The organism is Campylobacter sp. VBCF_04 NA7 (genome assembly GCF_027737405.1).
GTDB lineage: Bacteria > Campylobacterota > Campylobacteria > Campylobacterales > Campylobacteraceae > Campylobacter_B.
Window position 1 is genome coordinate 211,476 of record NZ_JAOVTT010000002.1, and the last position, 26,704, is coordinate 238,179.

The following is a 26,704-nucleotide window of genomic DNA, read 5'->3' on the forward strand; positions in this document are numbered from 1 at the left end:
TCACGGCGCAGGTTAATTTTAAAAATAATTCAATGCTAAATTTAGGTTGAATTTTGAATTTAAACTTCCCTAGATTGCTTCGAATTTGCTACGCAAATTCTCGCAATGACACGGAATTTGCACACTTAAAATTTTACACTCATAGCTTGCGCCACATTTCTTACAACGACAGATTTGGTGTCAAATTTAGCCGTTTTTACCCAAAAATTCTAAAATTTCTCTCTCTAAAATTTCGCTTGGGGCGTGTATTTTGCCCTCAAACTGCGATTTGTTAAATGTGCGCTGGCGTTTGGCGAGCTGGCGCGTGTGGATTGTGATGAGCTCCTCGCAACTAGCCCTTGAAATCTCGCCCCGCAAATACTCTCCGCACTCCTTCAAACCCACGCAGGATAGGGATTTGCACTCATATCCATATCGCTCAAACAAAAATTTCGCCTCATCTAAAATTCCCGCTTCAAACATTTTTTTTGTTCGAAGTGCGATTCGCTCATTGATTTCGTCCTTTTCGCGCAAAATTTCAAAAATTTTGAGATTTTTTATCACAGGCTGGGCAGTATTTTTACGCAAAAATTCGCTTGGAATTTCGCCAGTAGCGACATAAATGCTATACCATTTGCGCAGTCTAAATGTATCAAATGCGCTAAATTTGGCGCAAAACTCACTATCAATTTTGCTAGCAAGCGCGAAAATTTCGCTATTTTGTGGGAAAATTTGAGCGTCTTGGATTTTGGGCGCAAGGCCTGAGAGCATGGATTTTAGGTAAAATCCGCTTCCGCCTGTGATGATGAGTGGAATTTGCGATTGCGTGGCAAATTCGCGCGCTTTTTCGTATTCTTTGATAAACTCGCCCACGCTAAAATATTCGTTTGGTTCTATCAAATTTATCCCAAAATACGGCACCTGCGCTAGCTCGTCTTTGCTAGGTTTTGCGCTAGCGATGTCGATTAGCTTATAGACACAAAGTGCGTCGAGGCTTAAAATCGCAGCGCCTGTTTTTAGGGCGATTTTGTGCGCTAAATCTGTCTTTCCGCTGGCTGTCGTGCCGATGAGTGCAAGTTGTAAAATTTCGCTCAAATTTTGCCTTTAATTAAATTTTGGGGCTAATTTTAGCAAATTTAAGATAGAAAAATTTAATTATAAATAGATTTTTTGCCAAATTTTTGCTAAAATACCGCCCGAAATAAGGGAATTTATGGAAAAATTTAAACAAATTTTAAAAGATATCAACGAATTAATAGTTTTCAAACACTCGGTTTTTGCCCTGCCGTTTATTTTCGTGGCGATGATAACAGCCTCAAAGGCGCAAAACGGCTCAATGTGGTTTGGCTTTGGACTTTTTGTTTTGGGTATTTTGTGCGCCGTGAGTGCTAGAAGCTTCGCAATGGCCGTAAATCGCTATTTGGACGAAGAAATCGACCGAAACAACCCTCGTTGCGCTTCTCGCCCAAGTGTCGATGGGCGCATAGGTCGCAAAAATTTGCTTGCATTTATCATAGCAAATGCCGTGATTTTCGTGCTTGTAGCCTATTTTATCAATAGCCTTGCCTTTGGGCTTAGCGTGCCAATTTTGCTCGCGCTTGGCTCGTATTCGTATTTCAAGCGATTTAGCGAAACTGCGCATTTAATGCTAGGTCTTTGCCTAGGCCTTGCGCCGATTGCTGGAAATATCGCAGTAACAGGCGAGATTTCGATTTGGTCTGTGGTGCTGTGTCTGGGCGTGGTGTTTTGGGTAGGGGGATTTGATGTGCTCTACTCGCTCCAAGATATGGAGTATGACAGGCAAAATGGGCTATTTAGCATACCGTCGCGTTATGGCAAAGAGGCTTCGATGTTTATTTCGAAGCTTTTTCACGCAATTTGTGTGATTTTTTGGTTTTTATACTGCGCGCTGGCAAATTTAGGCACATTTGCCTATATCGGCGTGGCTGTGTGTACGCTGATTTTATACAAAGAGCATAAAATCGTCGAAAAAGATTTTAGCAAAATCGATAGAGCGTTTTTTACTTTAAACGGATATTTGGGTATTATATTCTTTATATTTGTTTGGATAAGTTTGTTTTAAGGAGATAAAGTGGATTTAAATATGCTTATTATTTTGGGACTTTGTGTAGTTATAGTTTTGATTTTAATCGTTATGTTTATCAAGGACAAGCAGACAGATAAAAAATTCGAACGCTTCGATCAGGTCATCACCGATAGCATGCAAGAAAACTATATGTTAAAGAAAAAGCTCGAAGAGCTTCACGCTATGGTTGAAAATGGAGGCAATGGCGTAGCCAGCCTAGATATCAACGCAGTCGCTGATGTCATTGATGAGGTGATTGAGCAAAGACTAAGCGGGGTTTCATCTTTGGTCGATACTAGGGTCGAGGCGCAAATCCGCCCGCTTTTAGAGCAGTTAAAAGAGCTACTTGTAAGCGTGAAAAAATAAACCAATCAATATAAAAATAAAATTTTGCAAAAAGAATTTTATTTATATATAATCGCTGAAATTTAGAAATTTAAGGTTTATAATGCTAATCGACAAATTTGGTAGAAATATTAATTATTTGCGAATTTCAGTTACCCAAAAGTGCAATTTCAGGTGCCGTTACTGCATGCCAAACACCCCATTTGAGTGGGTGCCTAGGGAAAATCTTCTAAGCTTTGAGGAGATGTTTAGCTTCGTCAAGGTCGCAATCGACAAAGGCATAGAAAAGATCCGTATCACAGGCGGCGAGCCACTAATCAGGCGTGATATCGCAAAATTTGTCAAAATGATAAGCGATTATGCGCCAAGTATCGATTTAGCCCTTACCACAAACGGATATTATCTCAAAAATTATGCCAAAGATTTAGCGGACGCTGGGCTAAAACGCATAAATATGTCGCTTGACTCACTTCGCCCAGAGCGCGCCAAATACATCGCTCAAAAGGGCGTTTTATACAATGTCTTAGAAGGGCTTGAAGCAGCGCTGGAAGTGGGGCTGAAAGTCAAATTAAACACCGTCGTTTTGCTTGGGATTAACGACGATGAAATTTGCCATTTAATCGAATTTGCCAGAGAAAAAGGGGTGCAAATTCGCTTCATAGAGTTTATGGAAAACACTCATGCGCAAAATTTAAAGGGTGTGAAATCAAATGAAATTTTAAAAATCATCGGCGAAAAATACCAAATTTCACCGCTTCAAAAGCAAGCCACCTCCCCAGCTTCGCTTTATGCGTTAGATGACGGCTACACTTTTGGCATAATCGATCCGCACAAACACGATTTTTGCGCTAGTTGCAATAGGCTAAGACTGAGCGCAGAGGGGCATTTGATACCGTGTTTGTATTTCGAGGACGCCCTAAGTATAAAAGAGGCTGTGCGCGCCGGTGACATCGCAAAAGCTAGCGAAATTTTAGCGCAGGTCTTAGAAAACAAACCAGAAAAAAATCGCTGGGAAATCGGCGCTCAAAACGAAATTTCAAGCCGCGCATTTTACCAAACCGGTGGTTGAGATTGCGCCTAGTAGAGAGCTTTTTAAGTATCCAAGGCGAGGGCAAATACTCAGGCAGACTTGCGCTGTTTATGCGCTTTGCGGGGTGTAATCTAAAATGCGCTGGATTTGGCGTGAGCACGCGCTCAATTAAAACTGGCGAAATTTTGGTTGGGTGCGATACGATTCGCGCGGTGCAGACGGGGCATTTTGAGAGTGAAGAAGTAATTTCGGCGAAGTATTTAATAGAAAAAATCAATGGCGAAATTTCAAATGCAAATTCGCAAAAACCCATTATAATCATCACTGGTGGCGAGCCGCTTTTGCACCACAAAAACGAAATTTTTATCGAATTTATCCAAAATTTACAAAGGTTAAATTTCGAGGTGCATTTCGAAACAAACGGCACGATTTTAATCGATTTTGAAAAGTTTGCGTTTTATAAAGATTGCGTTTTTGCTATCTCGCCGAAGCTTTCAAATTCGGGCGAACCGCGCGAAAAACGGCTAAATTTCGAGGCTTTAAAAGCGATTAAAAAAAATGCAAAAGATAGTTTTTATAAATTTGTAATTTCGCCTGAATTTGACGCCGAGGCTGAAATTTGCGAAATTTTAAGAGAGTGCGAAAACGAGGTTTTTTGTATGCCTCTTGGCGCAAACAAGGCGGAGTTGGAGCAAAACGCAGAATTTGTCGCTAAATTTTGCATAAAAAATGGTTATAATTACTCCGATAGAGCGCATATTAGAATTTGGAACGATAAGGAAAGTGTATGATAATCAGAAAAATGTATGAGTTCGAAAACGCCCATATAGTGCGCTTTTGCGGGTCGCAAAGGTGCAGGGGCAGTATCCATGGGCACTCGTATAAATGCGAGGTTTTGCTTAGCTCAAATTACCTTGATAATGCTGGCATGGTCTATGATTTTGGCTATATGAAGCTTGGGATTAGGGATTTAATCGATAGTTTCGACCATGCTACGACGATATTTTCTGGCGAGAGCGACGAATACAAAAACGATTTGAAAAAATACAGCGCGCGCTGGATAGAGATCCCGCAAAATGCGAGCGCAGAGCAGTTTGCGAGAATATTTTTTATCTTAATTCGCAGACTTTTAGAACTAAGCGAAATGAAAAACGGCGAGCGCGAAGTAAGGCTTCATAGCGTCATCGTGCATGAGACTTCCACGGGCTATGCGCAGTGCTTCGAAGAAGACGCTGATAACGAAAATATGGGCAAAATCGAGCTAGAAGAGATTAAATTTTCCTCAGGTGTAATGGCTGAGTGGAGAGATAAAAAAATGTTTGAAAAGCTCGTAAATGGCGTAAAATTTAGCTACGAAAAGGATTGTTAGTGAGAGCGAAAATTTTGGGTATTTTTGCGGTTTTAGCACTTTTTACGGGGTGCAAAGAAGAGGAAGAAAAGGTGCTAGAAAAGCCGCCTGTATCTAGCGAGGTGCCTAGTGATGTGAGCATCGCAAACCCTGACCCGCTCCCGCAAATCAACCCGCAACTCCCGCCAGAACCAGTGGTAGAGTAATGGAGTATATGTTTGCTAGCGCGCTAGGCTTTCATAAATTTTTCGCCTTTGTCTTTGGCGCGCTTACGATTATTTATTTTGCATTAACGCGCCTTAAAATCGATAAAAACATTAAATTTTATACTTTAAATTCAGCCGAGAAAAACGGCGTCGTGAAATTTCCTGCTTTGCGAAATTTAAGGGGGATAAAAGCGCGCAAAAAGCTTTTTAATGGGCGAAAATATTTGGCTAGAATTCGTAAATTTTTGCCCGTGTATTACGCTGTTTTGGCAGCGATTGTAACAACTGGGGCTGTGATGTTGCCAGTAATGGCTAGCGTGAGCGTGAGCGTGGGGCTAATGTGCGTGGGCGCAGTGTGCATAATGGGGCTGTGCGCGGTGGGATACAAACGCCTTAAACGCGCATTTTTGGGGCAAAAATTTGAAATTTACCGCGCGCAAATAGCTAAAATTTTGGGCGCAATTTTTGCGATAATTTTGATAGTGAGTTTTATATAATGGTATTTTTTTATGATAAAAACGCAGGAAGCGAAATTTTGGAAATTTCGGGCGAAAATTTTTCGCATTTAAAGGCTAGACGCCTTAGCGTGGGCGATAGAGTGGATTTTAGAAATTTGCGCGATGAAAGCAATTATATCTATGAAATCACTGAAATTTCGCGCAAAACCGCGGTAGCGAATTTGGTTTTTAAAAACTCAGTCATCGCGCCAAAGCACGAATTTTGCCTTGCTTGGGCGGTGGTCGAGCCAAGCGTGATCGAAAAAACGCTTCCTAGCTTAAATGAAATGGGCGTGGCAAAAATCATTTTTGTTTATAGCGATTTTTCGCAAAAAAATATTAGGTTGGATTTGGAGCGCATGGGGCGAATTTTGATAAATTCGTCGTGTCAGTGCGGGCGAAATTCTATCATAGAGCTTGAAATTTTAGCTAGCTCGGACGAGCTTTTGGCTAAATATCCAAATTCGGTTTTGATTGATTTTGAGGGCAAAAGTTTGGAGATTTTTGATAAAAATGAGATTCCTTTTATAGGACCTGAGGGTGGATTTTCCGAAAATGAACGCAAAAAATTTAGCAAATCTTACGAGCTGAATTTGCCATATATTTTGCGCTCAAACACCGCGATAATGACTGCTTGCGCAAGGCTTATTTTCTAAAAAAGTCAAATTTGATTTTTTAAAAATTTTATTGTATAATCGCAACCTTTTAAAATTTGCAAGGAGTTAAAATGAAAAAAGATATTCACCCAAATTATGTTGAAACAACCGTAACTTGCGCTTGTGGCAACACTTTTAAAACACGCTCAAACAAAGAAGAAATCCGTGTAGATATCTGCTCAAACTGCCACCCATTTTTCACAGGTAGCGAAAAAATCGTAGATAGCGCGGGTCGTGTTGAGAAATTTAAACAAAAATACGGAATGAAATAATTGCTTTATTTCGTTCCTACGCCGATAGGAAATCTCGCTGACATTTCAACCCATGCCCTTGAAATACTCACCAAATGCGAGATTTTTATCTGCGAGGACACAAGATTTAGTAAAAAACTTCTAAACTTACTTAGCGAAAAATATCAGATAAATTTCACTCCAAAAGAGTTTTATTCGCTTCACACGCACAACGAAAGCGAATTTTTCGCCAAATTTGACACCTCAAATTTCACCCAAAAAAATTGCGCATTTTTAAGCGACGCTGGCATGCCTTGCATTAGCGATCCAGGGATTGCGCTTGTGAAATTTGCCCAAAATAACGGCATCGAATACGAAATTTTAAGCGGGGCAAACGCGCTTTTGCTAGCAGTCGCGGCTAGCGGGATAGTGCAGAAGGAATTTTGCTTTTTAGGTTTTTTGCCAAATACTGGCAAAGAGCGCAAAATCGCCATAGAAAACATGCTCAAAAACCCCTATCCATGCGTGATTTACGAATCGCCAAAGCGGATTTTAAGCCTTGTTTGCGGTATCGAAAATTTAGACGAAAATCGCCAAATTTTTGCCATAAAAGAGGCGAGTAAAAAGTTTGAAACCAAATTTTTTGGCAGCGCAAAAGAGCTAGCCCTCATCCTAAAAACCGCGAATTTAAACGGCGAGTGGGCTGTGGTGGTAGCCGGTGCAAAAGAGGCAAATTTCGAAAAAATCAGCGAAAACGACATTAAAAGCCTCGAAATTTCGCCAAAAATCAAGGCAAAATTGCTTGCCAAAATCACCGGAAAATCTGTCAAAGAAATCTACAACGATTTGATAAAATAAGGCATCTCTTAACCATTTTTTGCTAAAATCGCAAAATGATTATTTACGGAAAACAATTATTTTTACATATTTTAGAACACCATAGCGAAAAATTTGTTCGCATTATGCTTGCTAAGGAGTGCGAGAGCGATATTTTTCGCCGTATTGCGCGCACTGGTGTCAAAGTCGAGCGCGTAGATAGCAAAAAAGCCCAAGCTTTGGCGCATGGCGGCAATCATCAAGGTTTTTTAGCCGAGGTTAGCGAGTTTGAATTCGCCGAGTTTGCGAGTGTGAAAAACGATGAATTTTTGGTCGTTTTATACGGGCTAACCGATGTGGGAAACATCGGCGCGATTATGCGCACGGCTTACGCTTTGGGCGCAAATAGCGTGATAATTGTCGCAAATAATCTAAACATCGAAGGCATTTTAAGGGCTAGTTCGGGCGCAGCCTATGAGCTAAATGTAGTTAGGCTCGCTGACGGGCTTAGCGCGCTAAACGAGCTAAAACAATCTGGGTTTGAAATCTGCGCTGCTAGTGCGGACGGAGAGAATTTCAAAGAGCTAAAATTTGCCAAAAAAAGAGCGCTTGTCATGGGAAATGAGGGATTTGGAATCCCTGCAAAAGTGCTTAAAAAATGCGATAAAAAAGTATCGATCAAAATGCGCGAGGGCTGGGATTCGTTAAATGTAAGCGCCGCTTTTGCGATACTTTGTGATAGGATTTTAAATGGATGAGAAGGAAAAAAAAGATCTAGATTTAGAGCGTTTGCGAGGCATGGATTTAGGCGAGGTCGCCAATGCAACGCATATCGAAGTGGAAAATTTAAAAGCGATTTTAGATAAAGATTTTCAAAAACTTGCGAATTTCAATGTCGCTGGATATATTAAAATTTTAGAGCGCGAATTTGGGCTGGATTTGAGCGAGTGGTTGAGCGAGTTTAGGGCTGCAAAGGCTAGTTTTGAACCAAACAAAAGAGCCCATGTCGAAAAGGTCTATGCGCGTGCAAGTGGCAGCAAAAGAGAGGGTGGAGGCTGGATAATATGGCTAGTGGCGATATTTTTGATAATCGCTGCGATTTTTTATTTCGAGCTTCATAAGAAATTTAACGAATTTTTAGGCTCAGTGCTAAATGAAGAAACTAACGCCACATATTCCGATAATAGCGTGGTCAGCGATACGCAAAAACAGCTAGAAAATGTAGGCATTAAGCCTTATGAATCGCCACGCGCATTGGAATTTAACGCTAGTGCTTATAGCACCAGCGATTACAACGCAAGTGCGCCAAATGCGCTAGATCGAAGCATACAAATCATCAAAGCAGAGGCTAATGCAAGCGACGCAAACGCAAGTGATAGCAATGCTAGCGATAATAACACAAGCGCGAAATTTAGCCCAAGCGACGAGCTTAAACTCACACCGCATGTTAAAATTTGGCTAGGAATAATAAATTTAACTACTGGCAAAAAACGAGAATTTGTTACAAGTGAAAGCTATACGCTAAGTGCGAGCGACGAGCTTTTAATCGCTACTGGGCATGGTATGTTTGACATAGGAAAGCCGGGCGATCCAGTGAAATTTAGCGAGAAAAACACAATCAAACTCCACATTAAAAACGGCGAAATAAACAAAATTTCAAACGAAGAGTTTATTCGGCTAAATAAGGGCAAAAAGTGGTAAAAATCGTTTTCGCGCTCGCGTTTTGTTTGGGACTGGCTTTTTGTGCGAGTCCTAGCGAAATTTTGGCGCGTTACGATATCAACGCAACTGATGATTTGAGCGATAAAAACGGCTTTGCTGACCTTACAAAGATAAGCAAAATTTTAGAAAAAAACCAAATTTTAAATTTCACTCCAAGCGATAGGGCGCGCGGGATTGAGATAAAATTTCTTACGAAGCAAAATTCAAAATTTCTTTTAAAACCGCTAAATTTGGTCTTTGATAGGCTAAATTTAGAGAATTACAAAAATTTAGCTTTTCTAAATTTAGACGAGGGTGAAAAGCTAAGAAGCATACTTTTGCGCACAAACCGTATGGTCGATCCTGGCGCGATTTATACTGAGCTTAAAAAGCATAAAATTTATGTCGAGGATTTTATGATTTTAGGCGATGTAATGCTGTTTCGCCTAAATTTTGAGAGTATGAATTTACTCACAAACAAAGAACAAAACGAGCTAAAAAGTAGCTATTTTATAAATATCGCAAACACCAAAAAAGCAGTTGTTAAAACCAAAGGCGCGCAGGTTTGGTATCCAAACATAGCCTTTTATGACAAAAATTTAGATGAAATTTCAAATAAAATCAGTGAGGCAAAAGTAAAAGAGTTGGAGATTAAATTCCCGCCAAATGCGCATTATATGCACCTTTGCGACGCATTTGCTGGGGAAAATATCAAACAAGGCTTAGAAATCAAACTTATAGGAGGATGAGATGTTTGACGAGATTAGATTTGGCAAAATCGAGCGATTGCCTAATTATGTTTTTGCTGAGGTTAATGCGATTAAAATGGCAGCACGCCACAAGGGCGATGATATAATCGACTTTTCTATGGGTAACCCAGACGGCCGCACGCCACAGCACATCATCGATAAACTTTGCGAAAGCGCGCAAAAGGACAAAACTCACGGATATAGCGTAAGTCAGGGCATTTACAAGCTTCGCTTGGCATGTGCTAACTGGTATAAGCGCAAATACGGCGTCATGCTTGATCCTGATAGTGAAATCGTCGCGACAATGGGCTCGAAAGAGGGTTTTGTGCATTTAACAAGCGCGATAATCAACCCTGGCGATGTAGCCGTAGTCCCAGATCCTGCCTATCCGATCCACACCCAAGCCTTCATTATCGCAGGCGGAAATGTGGTGAAAATCCCTTTGCCTTACGATGCGCAAACTTTGGAATTTGACGAGAATAAATTTTTCATCGAGCTTCAAAAAACATTTGATGAGAGTATTCCTAGACCAAAATATGTCGTGGTAAATTTCCCGCACAATCCAACAACCGTAACCGTCGAAAAGAGTTTTTATGAGCGTCTTGTAGCAATGGCGAAAAAAGAGAGATTTTATATCATCAGCGATATAGCTTATGCTGAGATTAGCTTCGATGGATACAAAACTCCAAGTATCTTTGAAGTCGATGGCGCCAAAGATGTCGCAGTCGAGGCATACACGCTATCGAAAACTTACAATATGGCTGGCTGGCGCGTGGGATTTGTCTGTGGAAACAAACGCCTAGTTGCCGCGCTTAAAAAGATAAAATCGTGGTTTGATTATGGTATGTTTACCCCTATCCAAGTAGCCGCTACAATCGCGCTTGATGGTCCGCAAGAGTGTATCGAAGAGATTAGGGCGACTTATCAAAAACGAAGAGATGTCTTGCTAGAAGCCTTTGGCAACGCAGGCTGGGAGATCGCAACTCCACAAGCTAGCATGTTTGCGTGGGCGAAACTGCCTCCACAATGCGCTGGATTAAAAAGTATGGAGTTTTCAAAACAGCTTCTAACGCAGGCTTGCGTGGCTGTTAGCCCAGGAATTGGCTTTGGAAGCGCGGGAGATGATTATGTGCGAATTGCATTTATCGAAAACGAAAATAGAATCCGCCAAGCAGCGCGAAATATCAAAAAATATCTTAAAGAGGTCAAATGAGAGTAGCGATTTTAGGCGTCGGAACCGTCGGTAATGAGGTAGCAAACATACTCATCGAAAACGAAAAGCCAATCACTGCGCGCGCTGGGGTTAAAATTGAGCCAGTTATCGGTGTGGTGCGAGATCTAAGCAAAAAGCGCAGTGCTAAAATCCCGCTAAGCGATGATTTAAATTCAGTCATAAACCGCGATGATATCGATGTTTTTGTCGAACTCATGGGCGGGGTCGAAAAGCCTTATGAGATAGTTAGTGAAATTTTAAAACGCAAAAAGGCTGTCGTTACTGCAAATAAGGCACTTTTGGCTTATCATAGATATGAACTTGAAAATTTAGCCAGCTCCACGCCTTTTGGTTACGAAGCTAGCGTAGCTGGTGGAATTCCGATAATCAAGGCTTTGCGCGAGGGTTTAAGTGCGAATAAAATCGAAAAAATTATCGGTATATTAAACGGCACTAGCAATTATATCCTCACAAATATGATGCAAAAAAACGAAAATTTTGAAGACGCGCTAAAAAAGGCGCAAGAGTTAGGTTACGCTGAGGCTGATCCGACCTTTGATATAGGCGGATTTGACGCAGCACACAAACTGCTAATCCTAGCTAGCATTGCTTATGGGGCGCAAGGTAGGCCTGAGGATATTTTGATTAAAGGTATTGATAGGATTAGCAAAGAAGATATATATTTCGCGCACGAATTTGAGTATGTAATCAAGCTTTTGGCGATTGCAAAACGCATTGACGAAAGCCGTGTCGAGCTTCGTGTCCATCCAGCCCTAATCCCGCAAAACGCAATGCTTTCTAAGGTCGGTGGGGCGATGAACGGTGTGAGCGTTTTTGGGGATTGTATGAGCGAGAGTATGTTTTATGGGCCAGGAGCTGGTGGCAGGGCTACTGCAAGTGCGGTTATAAGCGATCTAATCGATATCGCTCGCGGTAACAAAAGCCCGATTTTAGGCTATAAAAAAGAGCTTGAAAATGATTTTGTGATTTCGCCTATGAGTGAAATTTGCACGAAGTATTATTTGCGAATTCGCGTCAAAGACGAAAAGGGCGTTTTGGCCAAAATCACAAATATATTAAGCGAAAACAACCTCTCAATTGATAGTTTCTTGCAAAAACCAAAGCAAAAAACAGAAGAGTGCGTAACGCTGTTTTTCACTACTCACACGAGCTTAGAAGCCGATGTCAAGCGCGCTATGGGCGAGCTGGACGCGCAGGAGTTTATCATACAGCGACCATTTATGATTAGAATCGAAGAGTAATGGGGCTAAAAAATTATCTCTTTGGATTTTCTGCCGAGGATAGGGCGGCTGGGTGGTTAGAGCAGAATAAATTTAAGATAATTGCGCGAAATTTTCACTCACGCTTTGGCGAGATTGATATCATCGCGAGCAAAGATGAAATTTTGCATTTTATCGAGGTTAAGGCGACTAGTGGCGATTACTGCGCTGCTAGCCGTGTAACGCCTGCGAAGATGAGTAAAATTTTAAAGGCGATTGATTATTACATTTTGACAAACGAAATTTGCGATGATTGGCAGATTGATTTAATTGAAATTTATCCGCAACGGATAAATTTTATCAATAATATTTCATTATAACCCAAATTTTTACCTTTCATTAATATTGTAAAACTATAATAGTCCGATTTTCAACCAAATTTATTTAAAGGAGAATTTATGGGAAAATATATCGAACTTACATCTGCAAATTTCAAAGATGTAGTAGGCGAGGGTGTTGCGTTAGTTGATTTCTGGGCTCCATGGTGCGGACCATGCCGTATGATTGCCCCTGTCATCGACGAGCTAGCAAACGAGTTTGAGGGCAAAGCTAAAATTTGCAAGGTAAATACCGATGAAGCGCAAGATTTGGCGGTAGAATTTGGCGTTCGCTCAATCCCAACTATGCTATTTTTCAAAAACGGCGAAGTTGCAGCTCAACTAATCGGCGCGCAATCAAAACAAGTAATCACTGATAAAATCAACTCATTACTTTAAAATTTAAGGGCGAAAGCCCTTTTTATTTTTCACTGAAATTTAGCCCTAAATTTGATTAAAAAATAAAACAAAGGAGAAAAAATGTTAGATTTAGCAATCATTGGTGGCGGTCCAGCTGGGCTAAGTGCGGGACTTTACGCCACAAGGGGCGGACTTAAAAATGTCGTAATGTATGAAATGGGTATGCCAGGAGGCCAAATCACAAGTAGCTCTGAAATGGAGAACTACCCCGGCGTAGCGACCGTGATGGACGGCATGAGCTTCATGGCGCCATGGCAGGAGCAGTGCTTTCGCTTCGGGCTCAAACACGAAATGATAAGCGTCGAGCGTATCAAAAAAGACGCAGACGGCGCATTTAGCATAATCTTAGAGGGTGGCAAAACTGCTCGTGCTAAGGCTGTAATCGTAGCCACTGGCTCGAAACCTCGCAGAGCAGGGGTCAAGGGCGAGGACGAGTTTTTCGGACGCGGGGTTAGCACATGCGCTACTTGCGACGGATTTTTTTATAAAAATAAAGAAGTAGCCGTTCTTGGCGGTGGAAATACTGCGCTCGAAGAGGCGCTGTATCTAGCAAATATCTGCTCGAAAGTCTATCTAATCCACAGAAGAGACGGCTTCCGCGCTACGCCAAACACTATCAAAAAGGTCAAAAATAACGAGAAAATCGAGCTTATCACAAATGCCATTGTCGATGAGATCAAAGGCGATAATAGCGGAGTAACGGGCATCGTCGTTAGCGATAAAAACACGGGCACAAAAAGAGAATTGAGCTTGCCCGGGATTTTTACCTTCGTGGGGCTTGATGTGCGAAACAGCGTGTTAAGGGACGAAAACGGCGATTTTATCTGCAATATGAACGATGAGGGCAAGGTCGTGGTAAATCTAAAAATGCAAACAAGCCTGCCGGGTCTTTTTGCAGCGGGTGATTTGCGCATAGATGCGCCAAAACAGGTCGTTTGCGCAGCCGCAGACGGCGCGACAGCCGCCCTTGGCGTGATTTCATATCTAGAACACTCAAATTAATCAAATTCTAAATTCTTAAATTTCAAACCCCAGCCACGCCTTATGGTTGGGGTTTATGTAAATTTTAAAATTTTAAAATTTGCAAAAACATTGAGTTAAATTTTAAATTTGTATAAAATTTGCAGAATTGTGAATTTTGGAAAATTTTGCGCTAAGAATTTGAAATTTTGAAATTTAGACTTTGGCGAGAGAGTGAGGGAATCGAACCCCCCAGAAAGCGGTCAACCGCCCTCTTATCGGATTTGAAGTCCGCAGACGCCACCAGGTCATCATCCTCTCCAAAACTCGCCATTATAGCAGGCTAAATTTGATTTTAGATTAAATTTTTAACCTAGATTTGCTCATTAAGAGTGAAGGCAGGATTATGAGCGCGCCAAGCAACAAAAGTGCCATTACAAGGCAGATTAAAAGCCCAAAATAAATCGTCGGCCAAAAATTGCTTATCATCATAACGCTAAATCCCAGAATTATCGCAAACGATGTGTAATACATCGCATACCCGATACTAGCGTGGCTTGCGCGGATTGCCTCTGCGCTATCTCGCGTGCGCGCGAACTCGCGTCGGAAGCGAAATAGATAGTGTATGACATCATCTACGCCGATACCGATACTAATCGCGGCAATCGTAATACTCATAATATCTAGTGGAATGCCCAAAATCCCCATTATCCCAAAGCATACGCAAAGTGGGATTAAATTTACCAAAATAGCAATAAACGCATGTGAAAAAGAGCGAAAAATAAAGACAAAAAGCACAAACAAAACCCCAATCGTAATGCCAAGCGTGCCGATTTGCGAGCTCATTAGGGTTTGGAGCATGTTATTATAAAGCACCATTATACCGCTTACCTGCGCGCTTACGCCGTCATTTGCGAGCAATTTATCTAAATCATTTTGTAAATTTTGCAAAAATTCATTTCTGCGCAAATTTGGATCGCTATCAATCGTGCGAACGCTAAAATGCGCCTCATTTTCTTCTATGCTAACATAGGGCGAAAGCACCATTTCTCGGTATTTCTCAGGCAGTTCGGAGTAAATTAGCGCTAGCATTAAATCATCTAGCTCCTCGCCCGAGTTTATCTCGCGCCCGACTTGCAAAAGCGAGCTTAGAGAGCTTACTTGTCCGATAAATTTGTGATCGCTAATGTTTTGGTCTTTTAAAAATGCGTGAGTTTTATTGATAATGCGCATTTTTTGGGAGCTAAACCAGTATTTTGGGTCGTTTTCGTTCGCAGCGTATTCGGCCTCGAATTCGTCCATTTCCTCGCTTGGCGCGCTTTGCGATTTTGGGAATTTTATCACGATATCGAGTGGAATCGTGCCGCCAAGCTTGGTGTCGATAACCTCCATACCAGCATAAATCGGGGTATTTTCTTTAAAATATCCGATGAAGCTGTTTTCCACACGCAATTTGCTAATCCCAAAAATCCCAGCCAAAACAGCTAGCGCGCAAACTGCGTAAATTTTGCCTCTGTGATTTAGGGCTAAATTCGCACAAAAATGGGTGAAGCGAAACTGTTTCTCAAAACTGCGATTATTGTGCGTTCGCCTAGATATGCTCATCACCGCGCCAAAGAGGCAAAACACCACGACTAGCGAGCATGCAATTCCCACGCTCATCATAATTCCTAGCGAAATTACAGGCTTAATATCGCAAAAGATTAGCGACATAAATCCCACAATCGTGGTAAAAATCGCAAAAAAGCATGGCCTAGCCCGCTCGCGCAAGACCGCATATACTAGCTGGCGTTGCGAAAAGCTGGCAAAACGCGCGCTGTATTCGCGGTAAGCTACGATTAGGTGGATACATACTGAAACCGTGATGATTAGCACAAGGGCGATGAAATTTGAGCTAATTACGGTGATTTCAAAGCCCAAAAGTCCAAAAAGTCCGCTACTAATTGCCACCGAGTAAGCGCAAATGATAAGCGGAAGCACGATGAATTTCGCCTGCCTAAAAAAGAGCCAAAAGCATGCTAGCAAAAGCACCAGCGCGCCCACGCCATAAGTGCTAAGGTCGTTTCTGACATAACTTATCATATCATCGGCTATCATATTTATACCGCCCAAAAACAGCCGCTCGCTAGGGTGCGCGCTAGAAAATTCGGCGATTATAGCTCGAAGGTTTTGTAAATTTTCGTGGTCTTTAATGCGTAATTCATCTCTGTAAGCTTTGAAATTTTGCTCGGCAAGTTTTAAATTTTGCTTTAAATTTGAAATATCAGAATTCGCCAAATTTGATTTTTTTGCCAAATTTAGGGCATTTTTCGCACTATCTCGCGCACGAAGTAGCTCTTCGTATTTTTTCTCTGGTTTTAAATTTATCAAAATTCCAGTCGTGCCAAAATCCGCGCTGACTAAATTTGAAGCGTAAAATGGGCTAGTTAGTAGCTCACGCTTAGCAGCGGCTAGGTCGATATCTGCGTCTTTTAGTGTGGGGATATGTTTTAAAAGTTCGCTCAAATCGCCCTTTTTGTTTAACAAAAGCGGCACATTTCCCAAATCCACCACGCTATCAACGAAATCTAGCGCGCTAAATTTGGCGTTAAGTTCTGCGATATTTTCAAGTGTTTGTTTGCTTAGCAAGTCTTGCGAGGGTGTGTATGCCACGACGAAAAAATTCGGCGTAGCATACCTCGCGCTAACCTCGCGCCAAATTTCTAAGTCTTTGTCATTTTCCAAAAGCAAAGTTTGGCTAGAAGCGTCGATTTGCAGGTGCGTGCAAAAATAACCAAAAAAGAGCGCAAGAGCGCTAAATATAGCTAAAACGCTCTTTGGAAATTTGACAATTAAGCGAAAAATGCGTTTCAAGCGTTATTTGCCACTTTCGATTACGGTCGCATTAAGGCGTTTTAATAACTCGTCAAAGCCCAAATTTTGCGCGACATCGCCAAATTGTGAGCGGTAGGTTTGGATTAGACTAACGCCCACGATATCGACATCGTAAATGCGCCAATCACTTCCAGCTGGGAAAAATTTAAAATCTATTGCGTAGTTTTTATCCTCGCCGATGATTTGCGTTTTTAGCACGCGTCTTTTTTCGCTTGGAGCTTCTTTGCTTAAAATTTTCATATCTTGGTCGGTATAAAGCGAGAGTTTATCGATAAATGAGCGTTTCAAATGCGCCTCGTAAGCTTTGTTAAACTCGGCGATTTGGGCGTCTGAAAGGTTCGCATAATGCTTGGCAAGGGATAGTTTTGCCATTTGTTTATAGTCGAAATACTCATCAAATAGAGCGAAAATTTTGGCTGGTTTTGCGTCCTTTGCGAGTGCGCCGTCCCTCATAATCGAAACTGCTGTGGCGACCTTTTGGCTCATTACTGGCTCGATATCAGCGTCGCTAATAGCGTGTGAAAAACTAAAAAGCAAAAACGCCAAAGTTAAAATTTTAAAAAATTTCATTTTTATTCCTTTATTTTTTGTTCTCTGCTTTGCTCATAAGCATCGCGTAAAAATGGGTATAAATCCACAGCCCCACTCGTCATTTTCTCGTAAAATTCAGGATCGCGAGAGTAATCGTTAAAAATCCTAAACGCATTTACCGACATGCTCACGGTGCTATCGTCGATATAATTTACCGGATTGGTGAAAAAATCGCCCACAAGCCCGAAAGTATCGCGCAGGTTGCTAGACCCTAGTATCGGCCAGACGATATGCGGTCCTGCTGGCACGCCCCAGTATCCTAGTGTCTGCCCGAAATCCTCATCGTGGCGCGGTATGTTAAAATGCAAGGTCGCCGCGTCGCTAAGCCCAGCAAAACCGATTGTGGTGTTTATCAAAAATCTCTTTGTCTCGTCCCATGAGTTTTCGAATTTGCCTTGTAAAAGGTTGTTTGTCAGGCGCATTGGATACATTAGATTGTGGAAAAAGTTCGCAAACGCCCCTTGTATGGGATCTGGCATGACATAATCATAGCCTGTGGCCACAGGTGTCACCAAATAGCGGTAAAAGACATCGTTAAAGCCCGTCATTACGCGGTTATAGCCACTTAGTGGATCGAAAACTTCCTTTTGACTATACTCAGCGTCAAATTCATCAATTTCGGCGTTAGTATCGGTGGCATACAGCGCACAGCTACACGCAACGGCGCATAAAAAAGCTCTATGAAATTTCAACCCTTATCCTTTTAAATTTAATCGAAAGGGCGATTTTACAAAATTTAAGTAAATTTTTGTCTATGTGTGAAATTAAAATTAAAATAATGAAATAAAATCCCATAAAAAGGTATTTTTAAGCTTTTTAAATATATTATTTTATACAGATAAAATCACAAAAAGTAAATGAAATAAAAAGGAAAATTTATGAACGCTAAATTTGCGCTAGAACTTTATCTTAGCAAGGATACGACGCTGATTTCACGCCATATCGCCTTGCTAAAAGCTGTCGATGAGACCAAATCAATCACCAAAGCCGCCCAAAAAATCGGCATTAGCTATAAAAACTGCTGGGATAGCCTAAATTTGATAAACAACGCGAGCAAAAAGCCCCTGATTTCTCGCGCGCAAGGCTCGAAAAAAAATAGTGGCTCGGAGCTCACTGACTACGCTAAAAGCCTAATTCGCTCCTATGATATTATCAGCAGGGTCGGCGATAGCTTTTTGGAGCAAATTTTAAAGGCCGATGATATCAGCGATGAAAATTTAATTGGACTTGAAAGAATTGGCATAAAACTCTCAGCCAGAAATCAATTAAATGCCGTAATTAGCGAGATTAGCAGAGGCGCAGTCGATAGTATGATCACGCTCACGCTCTCAGGTGGCGAAAAGCTAGACGCGCAAATCACAATCGAAAGTGAAAAAAACCTAGAATTAAGGCCCGGCAAAGAGGTTTTGCTAATATTTAAAGCTCCAAGTGTGAAAATTTTAAAAGGCGAAAATTTGGGCGAGCGTAGCGGCGTGAAATGCAAAATCAGTGATGTTAAAATCGGAATTAAAAACGCTCAAATTTGCCTTGATACCGCAGGTCATCAAAACATAATCGCCATAATCTCGCGTAAAAGCGCAAATGAGCTAAATTTGGGCGTGGGCGATGAGGTGATGGCGTGCATAGAGCCCGATGATATCATTATCGGCGTGTGATTTGAGCGATAAATTTTAAAATTTAAAATCCATTTTTTTAAGGAGAATTTATGAAACACAAATTTTTACTTTGCGCTCTTGCGCTATGTGGCGTCTTAAATGCGGGCGAGGTATCTATCGCAGCGGCTGCGAATACGACTTACGCTTTTGACGAGATTAAGTCTGAGTTTGAAAAGCTAAACCCAGATACTAAGCTAAATGTGAGCCTAGGAGCTAGTGGCGCGCTAAATACGCAGATCAAAAACGGCGCACCATTTGATATTTTTATGGCAGCTGATATGAAATTTGCCGATGATTTGTTTGAGGCTGGTTTTGCTACGGCAAAGGCGCAAACTTACGCCAAGGGCAAGGTTGCAATGCTAAGCGTGCGTAGCGTGGATTTAGGGAAAGGGCTTGACGCGCTAAAAGACGAAAAGGTAAAAACGATTTCTATCGCAAACCCAAAAACAGCCCCTTACGGCACAGCCAGCGTAAATGCTATGCAAAAAGCTGGGATTTTTGATAGCGTAAAAGCAAAAATAATCGAGGCTAAATCAATCGGCGAAGCCCTAACTCAGGCGATAAGTGCCGCTGATGTGGGATTTATCGCAGCCAGTGCGATGTATGCGCCAAAAATGAAAGATGGCGGTTGTGCAGGCGCGCCGTGCGAGGAGGGCAAACATTTCGTGCTTGTGCCTAGCTCGCTTTACGAGCCGATTGCACAAGGCATGGTAATACTTAAAAAAGCCCAAAATAACGCCGAAGCAAAGGCGTTTTATGACTTTATTTTAAGCGATAAGGGCAGAGAAATTTTCGCAAAATACGGATATGAGTTTTGAGAGTTAGGGTAGAGCAAATTTTAGCGAGCGAGGGAATTTATAAAATTCTTTTCTCTCATGGGCTTTGCGGAGTTTTTTTGGAACTCCCAAGCTCCCTTGTCGTGGGATCTGGCGTAGAAATTGGCTTTAAAGCGACGCAGGCAGTATTAGCGCGCAAAAAATGCGAAATTTCAGCAGAAAATGAAATTTGCGCCAAAATTTCAGATATTAAATTTGGTGAAATTTTATCAAATTTAAGCTTTTGCAAAAGCGGGCAGAATTTAGAATTTGACATTATCGCAACCACACAGAGCGTGCGAAATTTAGGGCTTTGCGTGGGTGATGAAATTTACATTTACGCAAATGCAAGCGCGATTTTTATAGAGAAAATTTATGATTAAGATTGATTGCGAAAAACGGCTAAACGAAAATTTTAAAATCAGCGTGAATTTAGAGATAAAAAAAGGCGCCTTTGTCTGTCTGTATGGGGCTAGCGGATCTGGCAAGACTACGATTTTAAGGCTACTTGCTGGCTTTATGAAAATAGATAGTGGGGCGATTACAAACGGCGAAATCACGCTAGATAATGGGCGAAAATTTATGCACGCTAAGCAGCGTAAAATCGGCTTTTTGTTCCAGGACTACGCGCTTTTTGAGAATATGAGCGTGATAGAAAATCTGCTTTTTGCCAAAAAAGATTTGCAAAAAGCGGGCGAAATGCTAAAATTTTTAGAGCTTGAAAAATACGCAAATTTCGCTATTTCGCAGCTCTCTGGCGGACAAAAACAGCGCGTGGCACTAGCCCGCGCTCTAATGCAAAACCCAGAAATTTTGCTACTTGATGAGCCATTATCGGCGCTAGATTATAAAATTCGTGAAAAAATCCAAGACTATCTCAAAAAAATCCATGAGAAATTTCGCCCTACAATTATCCTTGTCAGCCACGATATCAGCGAGATTTACAGGCTGTGCGAGCGTGTGTATGAGCTAAAAAATGGAAGCCTTGTGCGCGAGGGCTCGCCAAGTGAAATTTTCTTGCAAACTAGCGGTTCGCAAAAATTTAGCTTTCGTGGCAAGGTAGTTGCTTTGCGCGAAGCAGGTGGCGTAAATATCGCTATAATCGCTGTTGGGGCGCAACTTTGTGAAGTGGTTTTAAGCGTGAGCGAGGCTAGGGATTTGCGCGTGGGCGATAGCGTGAGCGTGGGCGCAAAGGCCTTTAATATAAATTTGAAAAAAATCGAGGAAAACGATGATTGAAGCTTTGCAAAATTTAGACCTTACGCCGTTTTTGATTTCGCTTAAACTCTCGGTGGTGACGACATTTACTCTGTTTTGGATTTGCCTGTTTTTGGCATATTTTATGGCGTATAGGGAGTTTCGCGCCAAAAGCGTGATTGAAAGCGTCATTTCGCTTCCGCTCGTGCTTCCACCAAGTGTGCTGGGATTTTATCTGCTTGTGTTTTTATCGCCGTATTCGACGCTTGGCAGGTTTTTCGATGAAAATTTTGGTGTGCGATTTGTCTTTAATTTCAGTGGTTTGGTGATTGCAAGCTGTATTTATTCTCTACCATTTATGTTTTCGCCAATGCTTAGTGGCTTTCGTTCGCTTCCAATCTCGCTTCGCCACGCTTCGTGGTCGCTAGGTAAGGGATTTTTTGCTACGCTTTTTAGGGTGCTACTACCTGCGATGAAACCCTCGGTGATAAGTGCTGTGGTGATATGTTTCGCGCACACTATGGGAGAGTTTGGCGTGGTGCTGATGATAGGAGGCTCTGTGAGCGAGCAGACCAAGGTGGCTTCGATCGCGATTTATGAGGCGACTGAAATTTTAGATTTTACCAGCGCGCATTTATACTCGGCGATTATGCTGATTTTTAGCTTTTTGGTGCTTTTGGCTATGCATTTTTTGGGTGAAAGGTCAAATAAAATAAGACTTTAATCACTTTTTTGCTAAAATGGCGCGAAAAATTTAAATTTTTGGCATAAAAATGGAAGATAAAAGAGTAATAACCAAACGATTTTTTATAGCTTTGATTCTTGGAATTTTGGCTATTTTCGCGCTTGTTTTTTGCATTTTTGGCTTTGTGGGCTCAAATATCCAAGCCGAGCTTTCTACTAAATTAAGCGTAGCAAAAAACGCTGTAAAAGACCGCAACGACGAGCTTTTTAGCGAACTTCAAATTTTATCTGAAAACCTTAAAACCTATCAAGGTTTAAAAACCGAAAACGAGTATGCAAGAAGAACCTTGTATTTCCGTCTTATCGAGCATACAGCCTTACAAAAGCAAAATTTCGACGCGATTTTTTATGTCAGGGCTGTGGGCAACCAAGACGAGGTTATAGCTTCGTATTTCAACGATTCGGCTATGGCAAATTTGGGCGAACTTAGGCTTGATAATTTTATCTCAAAAATCAAAGACAACCGCTATATCTCGCGCTTCATGCAGATTAATGGCGCAAATAGATATTTTTTGATCCAAAGGGTCGAGGCAAATACATTTTTGATAGCCTTTGCAAACACAACCTCGCTAAATGACAAATTTACCGGCCTTGGCGAAATTTTGCTTTTTAACAAAGATGGCGAAATTTTTAATATCACAAACGATATTTTCGTGCTTTATACAAATAGATTTGATTTTGAAGGCGAGAAAAAACTCAAAATTTTAAAAAGCCTTGGCGAGCGCAAATTTGTCTATTTTGAGAAATTTGACGATTCGAACAATTTCATAATGATAAGCAAAAATTTAAAAGAATATCTAAGCCTAAAAAACCTTTTGGTTTTGCTAGCGCTTGGCTTTTTGTTTTTGTATTTGCTAATCACTTTGACAAATTACAAATTTTTAAAACGCCGAATTTTCGAGCCTTTGCACCTGCTTCACAGCTCGGTTTCAGGTGGCGTGTATAAATCCACAGCGAGTAAAATCGAAACCATGGGCGCGCTAGATCAAATTTTAGAAATCGCGCAAAAACTCGATGAAAGCGTGCAGTATTCTGGCAGGGCTAGCAAGGTGGATTTTACATTTATCGACGCGCTGAAAAAAAGCTCGCTAATGATTTTTAGCGTCGAAAACACAAATGGCATGATAAACAACGCTAGCCTTAGAGCCAAGGAGCTTTACGGCGATGATATCGTGGGCAAAAATATCTTTACGCTAGAAGCGACTTCGCTGTATGAAAACGCCCGCCAAAGCCAAATTTCACTTTACACCAAAGAAAATTATGTTATCCACACGCACGATACCCCAAACGGCAAAAAGGATATGTATATCAAAAAGACCTTTGTGCGCAATGGTGAGGATATTTTGGTGCTTTATGTCCTACTGGACGCCTCAAAATACCGCAAATTTTACACCGATACCAAAGAAAAGTATAAATATCTAAATGACGCTCCAATCGTAACCGTAGTCATCAAAGGTGGCGAAATAATCGATGTCAGCGCTAGTTCGCGTGAAATTTGGGGATATGAAAATACTCAAATTTTAGAGGGTAAGACATATTTTTGGAGCCTATTTCAAAAAAGCGACGCCGATTCTTTGCAAAACGAGCTAAGAAACCTTATGAGCGATACTAGGCAAAATAATGAAGTTACCAAGCGGGTTTATCCGATTTTGCATAGAAATTCGATTAGGGCGTTTTATGAGATTACGATTTGCGTGTATAAAAAAGAGCGCAAAGTCGTTATGTATTTTACCAACATACACGATAAGCTTATGGAAATCAACAAACTCAAATCAGATATGAAAAGCAACGAAGAGCTTTTAAAAACCAGATCGTATAGCCCATGCACGATTGATTTGCTAGCCAAAAAAATTATGCTTAGCAAAGAGTATATGGAGATTTTAGGTAGTAAGGAAGCTAGCGTCGATACAGAGATGAGTATAGGCGATTTCGTAGCGAAAATTTACTATGTGGATTTGAAGAAATTTAACGACGAACTTAACAAATGCAAGCTAGGCATAAGCGATGAGATTTCATGCGAAATCAGAATCAAGCTAAATGACGAGCTAAGCGATAACGACGAGCTAAAATACGCGTGGATTAGCCTGCAAGGATATGCTAGCAAAAAAGAAAAAAGAAGTGGCGGTGCCGAAGAAATCGTCGCTACTATCGAGGATATCACCGCTAAAAAAGACATTGAAGCTGAGCTAAATCTAAATTCAAATGTATTTTTAAGGTCGTTAGAAGCGATTGTCATTACAGATGATATCGGTAGGATTATCCGCGCAAATAGGGCATTTTATACGATTATGCAATTTAGCGAAACCGATGTCGTGGGCGAGGTGCCAGAGTATTTCAGAGTCGATCACGACGGCGGTATAATGGGCGAAATCAAGGAAAAGCTTGACAAAGAGAGCCTAAGCTATACAGATGAAATTTACTGCGTCAAGAAAAACGGCGATGATTTCCCTGCGCTGTTTTCGGCTATCGCGATAAAAGATGAATTTGGCGTGGTAAGCAACTATATTTTAATGTTTAACGAAATTTCTGAGATTAAGAAAAAAGAGAGCGAGCTTGTCAAAATCGCTCACCACGACGCGCTCACAGGCTTGCCAAATAGAATCTACATTATGAACGCAGCGGGCGAGTATCTAAGCGCGGCAAAGGAACAAAACAGGCTTGCGGCTGTGCTATTTATAGATTTTGACGGATTTAAGGCGATTAATGATAATTTCGGCCACGATGTGGGGGATTTGTTTTTGCAAGAGGTCAGCAAGACTATGAATAACCTACTTCGCAAGGGCGATATTTTAGCCAGACTTGGCGGAGATGAGTTTGGCGCGATTATAGGGGATTTGAAAGACGAAAAAGCAGCGCACGCGCTATTAGAGCGACTTTTAGGAATTGCGAATAAAAAATTTAATCTTGATGGCAACGAGGTAAGTGCGAGCGTGAGCGTGGGCGCGGCGTTTTACGACGGAAGCGAAGAAATCGATTTCAACGAGCTTTTAAGTAGGGCAGATAGAGCGATGTACCGCGCTAAAACGAGCGGAAAAAATAGATATTGTATCTTTGATAAAGAGAATTTCGACGATTTGCAAATCAGCGAGGAAAGGCTGAAAAAATCTATCGAAAACAACGAATTTTTCATGCTTTATCAGCCTATCATCGATGATAAAGACAAAATTTACGGCTACGAACTTTTGCTTCGTTGGCGACGCGAAAATTTGGGCGTTTTGTTGCCTAGCGACTTTTTATTTGATATCAGAGAGCCGAAACTTGAAATTTTAATCTCTAAATTTTCATTTACGCAAATGTTGAAATTTAACAAAGAGACAAATTCTCTCTGCTCGATAAATATCAGCCTAGAAGTGCTAAAAAGCGATGAATTTTACCATTTTGCTTCGCGCGCGATAGAAAAATACGCGCCAAAGACTGAGCTATTTATGTTTGAAATCACCGATTTTAACGACAGAACCGCGGCTGATTTTAAACTCATTAGACAAAGATACGCTGATTTTGGCATTAAATTTGCTCTAAATAATGCAAATCACCAAAATTCAAAATACCTAAAAGGTATGCCTTTTGATATCATTAAAATCGATATGAGGCTTTGCCTAGATGTCGCTAAAAAGCGCGAAGGTATAAAAAATCTGCTAGATTTGGTGAAATACTTGCGCGGCGAGCTGAAATTTGAAAAACTAGGCGCGCAGGGTATCGAAAACGCGCTCTCACGCCGTTTGCTTAAAAATTTTAAATTTAATTTTATGCAAGGAAATTTCCTCGGAAAAGCCGTCGATAGGAAGGAAATCACCGCTATCATTGCCAAGCTAAAAGAGGCCAAAGGCGCTAAGCCAATCACAAAAGATGAGTTTGAAAATTTTTTGATTGCCCTTGATTACAAAAATATCGCGCTTGAATTTTTAGAAAACGCAGAACACGGCGATATCACTGATCTTCGCTTTGAGGTTTTCCAAGAAGAAATCAAAGAGATCAAAACCAGAATCGAAAAATCCACAAGCCATAAATTTATGCTAAATACAGAAATTAATAAGCAAATTTTGGATATTCTTGCGCTTGAATTTGAAGATTTACAAAGCTTCATTACAAAATACAAAGCGCGAGTAGATAAGTTTATACTAAATTTGGAGGAATCATGATAAATAGCGTCAGTGCGGACTTTGATCACGAAATACCAAATGGTTCGCGCCTATATTTTGGCACAAGCGCAAAACTAAAAAGAGAACTCGAAAACAAAGCTAGCAAAATTTTAGAAAATCACGGTTTTAGCGAAATTCTCACACCGTATTTTTCGTATCATCAGCATTTAAGCGTGGCTGGGGCGAAGCTTTTGAAATTTTCCGATCCTAGCAACCACGAAATCGCGCTTCGTGCTGATAGCACGGTCGATGTCGTGCGAATCGTGCGCCGAAGATTAAAAGATGAAAGCCTAAAAAGACTTTTTTATATCCAGCCTACATTTAAATACCCTAGCGAGGAATTTTACCAAATCGGCGCAGAGTTAATCGACGAGAGCAACCTAGCCTTGGCGATAAAAATCGCAATACAAATTTTTAGAGAATTTAGCTTAGAACCTGTTTTGCAACTAAGCAATATCGAAATTCCAAAGCGAATTTGCGAAATACTAAATTTGCCAATTAGCGTTTTTGAAAAGGGCGAGATTGAGACAATTTTGGCTCAAAACTGCGACTGGCTGGCTAAAACAGCGCGCGCGACAAATTTGGGCGATGTGGAAAATTTACGAAAAATCGTCCCAGAGGAAATCAAGCCTTGTTTAGATGAAATTTTAAATTTAGGCGTAGAGTATAAAAATATCAGAGTTTCACTTTTGTATTATTCAAAAATGCGCTATTACAAGGCGCTATTTTTTAGATTTTTAGACGAAAATAGCGTGCTTTGCAATGGCGGAAATTATGAGATTGACGGATTGAAGTCGAGTGGTTTTGCACTTTTGGTTGATGCATTGATAGAAAAATTAATGATAAAGGATTAAAC

At 41.0% G+C, this 26,704-nt stretch carries 29 protein-coding genes and 1 tRNA gene; 25 read left to right on the forward strand and 5 right to left on the reverse strand.

Going from position 1 to position 26,704, the window contains the following annotated elements:
* Positions 1-186 precede the first annotated feature (186 nt).
* The gene (gene miaA / locus OFO00_RS02840; RefSeq protein ID WP_270864865.1) at positions 187-1,065 is read right to left on the reverse strand and encodes a tRNA (adenosine(37)-N6)-dimethylallyltransferase MiaA; all 879 of its coding nucleotides are present in this window, start codon (positions 1,063-1,065) and stop codon (positions 187-189) included.
* A 127-nt stretch (positions 1,066-1,192) separates the two neighbouring features.
* On the opposite strand from miaA, the gene mqnP reads away from it, so the two are divergent.
* The 18 genes from mqnP (at position 1,193) to trxB (ending at position 13,875) form a co-directional block, all read left to right on the forward strand.
* Complete coding sequence (mqnP, locus tag OFO00_RS02845) at positions 1,193-2,062, forward strand: menaquinone biosynthesis prenyltransferase MqnP (RefSeq protein WP_270864802.1); 870 nt, start codon at positions 1,193-1,195, stop codon at positions 2,060-2,062.
* 9 nt (positions 2,063-2,071) lie between these two features.
* Positions 2,072-2,431: a hypothetical protein gene (locus OFO00_RS02850; RefSeq protein ID WP_270864803.1), complete on the forward strand. Its 360-nt coding sequence runs from the start codon at positions 2,072-2,074 to the stop codon at positions 2,429-2,431.
* Between the two features lie 82 nt (positions 2,432-2,513).
* A complete protein-coding gene (gene moaA, locus OFO00_RS02855) occupies positions 2,514-3,479 on the forward strand; it encodes a GTP 3',8-cyclase MoaA (protein WP_270864804.1) in 966 nt (321 codons plus the stop codon).
* A 2-nt stretch (positions 3,480-3,481) separates the two neighbouring features.
* Entirely contained in the window at positions 3,482-4,231 is a 750-nt protein-coding gene (locus OFO00_RS02860) for a 7-carboxy-7-deazaguanine synthase QueE (RefSeq protein WP_270864866.1), read from the forward strand.
* On the forward strand, positions 4,228-4,809 hold the full coding sequence (locus OFO00_RS02865; RefSeq protein ID WP_270864805.1) for a 6-pyruvoyl trahydropterin synthase family protein: 582 nt from the start codon (positions 4,228-4,230) through the stop codon (positions 4,807-4,809). The genes OFO00_RS02860 and OFO00_RS02865 overlap by 4 nt, the downstream gene beginning before the upstream one ends.
* The gene (locus tag OFO00_RS02870; RefSeq protein WP_270858431.1) at positions 4,809-4,994 is read left to right on the forward strand and encodes a hypothetical protein; all 186 of its coding nucleotides are present in this window, start codon (positions 4,809-4,811) and stop codon (positions 4,992-4,994) included. The genes OFO00_RS02865 and OFO00_RS02870 overlap by 1 nt, the downstream gene beginning before the upstream one ends.
* Positions 4,994-5,491 carry a hypothetical protein gene (locus OFO00_RS02875; protein WP_270864806.1) on the forward strand — a complete coding sequence of 166 codons (498 nt, stop codon included), beginning with the start codon at positions 4,994-4,996 and terminating at the stop codon, positions 5,489-5,491. Before OFO00_RS02870 ends, OFO00_RS02875 begins: the two co-directional genes overlap by 1 nt.
* The gene (locus tag OFO00_RS02880; RefSeq protein ID WP_270864807.1) at positions 5,491-6,147 is read left to right on the forward strand and encodes a 16S rRNA (uracil(1498)-N(3))-methyltransferase; all 657 of its coding nucleotides are present in this window, start codon (positions 5,491-5,493) and stop codon (positions 6,145-6,147) included. The genes OFO00_RS02875 and OFO00_RS02880 overlap by 1 nt, the downstream gene beginning before the upstream one ends.
* 71 nt (positions 6,148-6,218) lie before the next feature.
* Positions 6,219-6,419, forward strand: a complete 201-nt coding sequence (gene rpmE / locus OFO00_RS02885; protein WP_270858428.1) for a 50S ribosomal protein L31 — start codon at positions 6,219-6,221, stop codon at positions 6,417-6,419.
* On the forward strand, positions 6,420-7,235 hold the full coding sequence (gene rsmI, locus OFO00_RS02890; RefSeq protein ID WP_270864808.1) for a 16S rRNA (cytidine(1402)-2'-O)-methyltransferase: 816 nt from the start codon (positions 6,420-6,422) through the stop codon (positions 7,233-7,235).
* A gap of 35 nt (positions 7,236-7,270) precedes the next feature.
* Positions 7,271-7,951, forward strand: a complete 681-nt coding sequence (gene rlmB, locus OFO00_RS02895) for a 23S rRNA (guanosine(2251)-2'-O)-methyltransferase RlmB (protein ID WP_270864809.1) — start codon at positions 7,271-7,273, stop codon at positions 7,949-7,951.
* On the forward strand, positions 7,944-8,894 hold the full coding sequence (locus tag OFO00_RS02900; RefSeq protein ID WP_270864810.1) for a helix-turn-helix domain-containing protein: 951 nt from the start codon (positions 7,944-7,946) through the stop codon (positions 8,892-8,894). The genes rlmB and OFO00_RS02900 overlap by 8 nt, the downstream gene beginning before the upstream one ends.
* Positions 8,888-9,643 carry a hypothetical protein gene (locus OFO00_RS02905; protein WP_270864811.1) on the forward strand — a complete coding sequence of 252 codons (756 nt, stop codon included), beginning with the start codon at positions 8,888-8,890 and terminating at the stop codon, positions 9,641-9,643. The genes OFO00_RS02900 and OFO00_RS02905 overlap by 7 nt, the downstream gene beginning before the upstream one ends.
* 1 nt (position 9,644) lies before the next feature.
* Entirely contained in the window at positions 9,645-10,856 is a 1,212-nt protein-coding gene (locus tag OFO00_RS02910) for an LL-diaminopimelate aminotransferase (protein WP_270864812.1), read from the forward strand.
* Positions 10,853-12,118, forward strand: a complete 1,266-nt coding sequence (locus tag OFO00_RS02915) for a homoserine dehydrogenase (RefSeq protein WP_270864813.1) — start codon at positions 10,853-10,855, stop codon at positions 12,116-12,118. The genes OFO00_RS02910 and OFO00_RS02915 overlap by 4 nt, the downstream gene beginning before the upstream one ends.
* Positions 12,118-12,456 (forward strand): YraN family protein, encoded by a 339-nt coding sequence (locus OFO00_RS02920; protein ID WP_270864814.1) that lies wholly within the window; start codon positions 12,118-12,120, stop codon positions 12,454-12,456. Before OFO00_RS02915 ends, OFO00_RS02920 begins: the two co-directional genes overlap by 1 nt.
* Before the next feature lie 78 nt (positions 12,457-12,534).
* Positions 12,535-12,852 carry a thioredoxin gene (gene trxA / locus OFO00_RS02925; RefSeq protein ID WP_270862210.1) on the forward strand — a complete coding sequence of 106 codons (318 nt, stop codon included), beginning with the start codon at positions 12,535-12,537 and terminating at the stop codon, positions 12,850-12,852.
* 81 nt (positions 12,853-12,933) lie between these two features.
* A complete protein-coding gene (gene trxB / locus OFO00_RS02930) occupies positions 12,934-13,875 on the forward strand; it encodes a thioredoxin-disulfide reductase (protein ID WP_270864815.1) in 942 nt (313 codons plus the stop codon).
* Between the two features lie 182 nt (positions 13,876-14,057).
* Here the strand turns inward: trxB and OFO00_RS02935 are convergent.
* The 4 genes from OFO00_RS02935 to OFO00_RS02950 all read right to left on the reverse strand — a co-directional run bounded on the left by OFO00_RS02935 (position 14,058) and on the right by OFO00_RS02950 (position 17,990).
* Positions 14,058-14,155, reverse strand: a tRNA-Sec gene (locus OFO00_RS02935).
* A 38-nt stretch (positions 14,156-14,193) separates the two neighbouring features.
* Entirely contained in the window at positions 14,194-16,686 is a 2,493-nt protein-coding gene (locus OFO00_RS02940; RefSeq protein WP_270864816.1) for an efflux RND transporter permease subunit, read from the reverse strand.
* Between the two features lie 3 nt (positions 16,687-16,689).
* A complete protein-coding gene (locus tag OFO00_RS02945; protein WP_270864817.1) occupies positions 16,690-17,277 on the reverse strand; it encodes a Tgt2/MlaC family protein in 588 nt (195 codons plus the stop codon).
* A 2-nt stretch (positions 17,278-17,279) separates the two neighbouring features.
* Positions 17,280-17,990, reverse strand: coding sequence for an MlaA family lipoprotein (locus tag OFO00_RS02950; RefSeq protein WP_270864818.1), 711 nt, complete (start codon positions 17,988-17,990; stop codon positions 17,280-17,282).
* A gap of 186 nt (positions 17,991-18,176) precedes the next feature.
* Between OFO00_RS02950 and OFO00_RS02955 the strand changes: the two genes are divergently transcribed.
* Genes OFO00_RS02955 through OFO00_RS02985 form a run of 7 tightly spaced genes read left to right on the forward strand, consistent with a single transcriptional unit; the run spans position 18,177 to position 26,702 of the window.
* Entirely contained in the window at positions 18,177-18,953 is a 777-nt protein-coding gene (locus OFO00_RS02955) for a TOBE domain-containing protein (protein WP_270864819.1), read from the forward strand.
* Positions 18,954-19,003: 50 nt separating this feature from the next.
* Entirely contained in the window at positions 19,004-19,771 is a 768-nt protein-coding gene (gene modA, locus OFO00_RS02960) for a molybdate ABC transporter substrate-binding protein (RefSeq protein WP_270864820.1), read from the forward strand.
* A complete protein-coding gene (locus OFO00_RS02965) occupies positions 19,768-20,151 on the forward strand; it encodes a hypothetical protein (protein ID WP_270864821.1) in 384 nt (127 codons plus the stop codon). The genes modA and OFO00_RS02965 overlap by 4 nt, the downstream gene beginning before the upstream one ends.
* The gene (locus OFO00_RS02970) at positions 20,144-21,007 is read left to right on the forward strand and encodes an ABC transporter ATP-binding protein (RefSeq protein ID WP_270864822.1); all 864 of its coding nucleotides are present in this window, start codon (positions 20,144-20,146) and stop codon (positions 21,005-21,007) included. Before OFO00_RS02965 ends, OFO00_RS02970 begins: the two co-directional genes overlap by 8 nt.
* Complete coding sequence (gene modB, locus OFO00_RS02975; protein WP_270864823.1) at positions 21,000-21,689, forward strand: molybdate ABC transporter permease subunit; 690 nt, start codon at positions 21,000-21,002, stop codon at positions 21,687-21,689. The genes OFO00_RS02970 and modB overlap by 8 nt, the downstream gene beginning before the upstream one ends.
* 49 nt (positions 21,690-21,738) lie before the next feature.
* A complete protein-coding gene (locus tag OFO00_RS02980) occupies positions 21,739-25,848 on the forward strand; it encodes a sensor domain-containing diguanylate cyclase (protein WP_270864824.1) in 4,110 nt (1,369 codons plus the stop codon).
* Entirely contained in the window at positions 25,845-26,702 is an 858-nt protein-coding gene (locus OFO00_RS02985) for an ATP phosphoribosyltransferase regulatory subunit (protein ID WP_270864825.1), read from the forward strand. The genes OFO00_RS02980 and OFO00_RS02985 overlap by 4 nt, the downstream gene beginning before the upstream one ends.
* The last annotated feature ends 2 nt before the right edge of the window (positions 26,703-26,704 follow it).

What these genes read in the sequence shown, in the direction of transcription:
- mqnP (WP_270864802.1), top strand. Translation starts at nt 1,193, where the DNA reads ATGGAAAAATTTAAACAAATTTTAAAAGATATCAACGAATTAATAGTT.
- moaA (WP_270864804.1), top strand. Translation starts at nt 2,514, where the DNA reads ATGCTAATCGACAAATTTGGTAGAAATATTAATTATTTGCGAATTTCA.
- OFO00_RS02865 (WP_270864805.1), top strand. Translation starts at nt 4,228, where the DNA reads ATGATAATCAGAAAAATGTATGAGTTCGAAAACGCCCATATAGTGCGC.
- OFO00_RS02875 (WP_270864806.1), top strand. Translation starts at nt 4,994, where the DNA reads ATGGAGTATATGTTTGCTAGCGCGCTAGGCTTTCATAAATTTTTCGCC.
- OFO00_RS02880 (WP_270864807.1), top strand. Translation starts at nt 5,491, where the DNA reads ATGGTATTTTTTTATGATAAAAACGCAGGAAGCGAAATTTTGGAAATT.
- rpmE (WP_270858428.1), top strand. Translation starts at nt 6,219, where the DNA reads ATGAAAAAAGATATTCACCCAAATTATGTTGAAACAACCGTAACTTGC.
- rlmB (WP_270864809.1), top strand. Translation starts at nt 7,271, where the DNA reads ATGATTATTTACGGAAAACAATTATTTTTACATATTTTAGAACACCAT.
- OFO00_RS02900 (WP_270864810.1), top strand. Translation starts at nt 7,944, where the DNA reads ATGGATGAGAAGGAAAAAAAAGATCTAGATTTAGAGCGTTTGCGAGGC.
- OFO00_RS02910 (WP_270864812.1), top strand. Translation starts at nt 9,645, where the DNA reads ATGTTTGACGAGATTAGATTTGGCAAAATCGAGCGATTGCCTAATTAT.
- OFO00_RS02915 (WP_270864813.1), top strand. Translation starts at nt 10,853, where the DNA reads ATGAGAGTAGCGATTTTAGGCGTCGGAACCGTCGGTAATGAGGTAGCA.
- OFO00_RS02920 (WP_270864814.1), top strand. Translation starts at nt 12,118, where the DNA reads ATGGGGCTAAAAAATTATCTCTTTGGATTTTCTGCCGAGGATAGGGCG.
- trxA (WP_270862210.1), top strand. Translation starts at nt 12,535, where the DNA reads ATGGGAAAATATATCGAACTTACATCTGCAAATTTCAAAGATGTAGTA.
- trxB (WP_270864815.1), top strand. Translation starts at nt 12,934, where the DNA reads ATGTTAGATTTAGCAATCATTGGTGGCGGTCCAGCTGGGCTAAGTGCG.
- OFO00_RS02945 (WP_270864817.1), bottom strand. Translation starts at nt 17,277, where the DNA reads ATGAAATTTTTTAAAATTTTAACTTTGGCGTTTTTGCTTTTTAGTTTT.
- OFO00_RS02955 (WP_270864819.1), top strand. Translation starts at nt 18,177, where the DNA reads ATGAACGCTAAATTTGCGCTAGAACTTTATCTTAGCAAGGATACGACG.
- modA (WP_270864820.1), top strand. Translation starts at nt 19,004, where the DNA reads ATGAAACACAAATTTTTACTTTGCGCTCTTGCGCTATGTGGCGTCTTA.
- OFO00_RS02970 (WP_270864822.1), top strand. Translation starts at nt 20,144, where the DNA reads ATGATTAAGATTGATTGCGAAAAACGGCTAAACGAAAATTTTAAAATC.
- modB (WP_270864823.1), top strand. Translation starts at nt 21,000, where the DNA reads ATGATTGAAGCTTTGCAAAATTTAGACCTTACGCCGTTTTTGATTTCG.
- OFO00_RS02980 (WP_270864824.1), top strand. Translation starts at nt 21,739, where the DNA reads ATGGAAGATAAAAGAGTAATAACCAAACGATTTTTTATAGCTTTGATT.
- OFO00_RS02985 (WP_270864825.1), top strand. Translation starts at nt 25,845, where the DNA reads ATGATAAATAGCGTCAGTGCGGACTTTGATCACGAAATACCAAATGGT.